The organism is Pseudomonas sp. EGD-AK9 (assembly GCF_000465935.2).
Lineage (GTDB): Bacteria > Pseudomonadota > Gammaproteobacteria > Pseudomonadales > Pseudomonadaceae > Aquipseudomonas.
In genome coordinates, this window is sequence record NZ_AVOF01000626.1 from 1 (window position 1) to 1,079 (window position 1,079).

Genomic DNA, 1,079 nt, shown 5'->3' on the forward strand with positions numbered 1-1,079 from the left:
TGCAGCAGGCGCTGGCGTTCGTCGGCGGCGGCGTCGAGCAACTGCCCGGCCTGCTGCGCCAGCTGCGGCAGCTCCTGGCGCAGGCGCTCGGCGAACTGCTGGCCGAGCTGCTGCAGGTGCTGCTGCAGGGCCTGGGGAATGGCATTGCCTTCGTGCTTATCCATGGCGCTGGCTCCAGATCTGGCGCACCTGGGCGGCGAGCTGCATGGGGTCGAAGGGTTTCACTATCACGTCGCGCGCGCCCAGGCTGCGGTAATGCGCCACTTCGCCGGGCTGCACCTTGGCGGTCATGAAGGCCACCGGGATCTCGCCGATGTCGACCAGCGCGCGCAGCCGCTCCAGGGTCTGCGGGCCGTCCATGCCGGGCATCATCACGTCGAGCAGGATGAAGTCGGGGGCGAAGCCCTGTACCTGGTCGAGGGCCTCCTGACCGCTGGCGCAGCTGAGCACCTGGAAGCCGCCGACGGCCTCCAGGGCGACCTTGGCCACGGCCTGGATCGACGGGTCGTCCTCGACGTGGAGGATGCGCTTGAGTTCAGTCATGGCCGGTCTCCTTGGCGGGTAGCAGGCGGGTGAGCAGCTGCAGCAAGTGTTGTCCATCGTTGCGCGATTTGGCCAGCGCGGCGCGTACCTTGGCCAGCTGGGCGCCATCCAGCTCGCTGGCCGAGAGCACCACCACCGGCAGTTGCGGCTGGCTGCGGCGCAGTTCCTCGACCAGCTCCAGACCGTTGCCGTCGGGCAGGCCGAGGTCGAGCAGGACCAGGTCGAAGGGTGGGCCGGCGAGCAGGCGGCGGGCCTGGGCGAGGTTCTCGGCGGCGACGAACTCGGCCAGTTCGCGGCCCTGTTCGGCGACCACCTGGCGCAGGTCGTGGTCGTCCTCGACGTGCAACACCCGCGGTCTTTCCGGCAGGCCGCGCAGGGCGCGGGCCAGGCTGTCGAGCAGGCGCTGCGGGTCGATCGGCTTGCTCAGCCAGTCCAGCGCCGGCACGCCGCCGCCGAGTGCCAGGCGGCCCTGTTCGCAGGCGGCCGAGACTACCAGGATCGGCAGCTCGCGGTAGCGCGCATCGGCGCGCAGCTCG

At 70.8% G+C, this 1,079-nt stretch carries 2 protein-coding genes; both read right to left on the reverse strand.

Translation table 11 applies throughout. From position 1 onward, the window contains the following. Nucleotides 1-156 precede the first annotated feature (156 nt). On the reverse strand, nucleotides 157-543 hold the full coding sequence (locus N878_RS21815; RefSeq protein WP_021445650.1) for a response regulator: 387 nt from the start codon (nucleotides 541-543) through the stop codon (nucleotides 157-159). Continuing rightward, nucleotides 536-1,079, reverse strand: a 544-nt coding sequence (locus N878_RS21820) for a response regulator (RefSeq protein WP_031303698.1), incomplete at its 5' end; no start/stop codon positions are given. The genes N878_RS21815 and N878_RS21820, both read right to left, overlap by 8 nt.

What these genes read in the sequence shown, in the direction of transcription:
- N878_RS21815 (WP_021445650.1), bottom strand. Translation starts at nt 543, where the DNA reads ATGACTGAACTCAAGCGCATCCTCCACGTCGAGGACGACCCGTCGATC.